This is a genomic window from Pseudomonas sp. NBRC 111143, assembly GCF_001320965.1.
GTDB lineage: Bacteria > Pseudomonadota > Gammaproteobacteria > Pseudomonadales > Pseudomonadaceae > Aquipseudomonas > Aquipseudomonas machongensis.
Window position 1 is genome coordinate 1 of record NZ_BCBT01000124.1, and the last position, 638, is coordinate 638.

1 pseudogene is annotated in these 638 nt (G+C 71.6%); it reads right to left on the bottom strand.

Features of this window, described 5'->3' with window-relative positions:
• Positions 1-638, bottom strand: a pseudogene (locus APH44_RS30205) (hypothetical protein); the annotation flags it as partial.

The window sequence follows — 638 nt, forward strand, 5'->3', positions numbered from 1 at the left end:
CGGCGTTTTCGCCGGGCTTGCCGAGCAGGGTGTGGGCCTGCAGCGTGGTGCGGAATTGGGCCATGTCGTCGGCGTTGAATGCGCATTGGGCCGCAGGCTGCTCGCCCTGCTGGCCGAAGTGCGCCAGCCAGCCCTGCGCGTCGTTCACGCCCAGTGCCGCGCAGGAGCCATGGTCGGCCCTGGCGGCAGGGCCATCGGTGGAGGGTGCGCAGCCGTGGTCGGGGCGTGCCGGGCTGTCAGCGGTGGGCAGCGGGTGGCTGCACAGCGCTTCGTAGGGTTTGCCCTGACTGACCGCGCTGAACAGGTCGTCGACGATAGCGCCGTGGTTGCTCGGCAGCGTATCGCTGCCCAGGTCGGCGCGCAGGAACAGCAGGCGTTCGCTGCCACGTGCCGTCGCCGCCGGGTCGTGTTCCCAGAAATGCCCGGTGGCGCCGTCGGCGCGTGTGCGCAACAGCACGCCGGTGCATTGCCAGGCCGGCTTGTCGATGGCGCAGCGGGTGGCGCTGGCGCGGTAGCGGTTGTTCAACAGCTGCGCGGTTTCCGGGCCGCTGACCGCGCAGATGCCTGCCTGGCGGCACAGGCTGGTCGCCTGGCTGGGCGCGGGGCCGCTTTGGGAGGCGCATCCGGCCAGCAAGAGC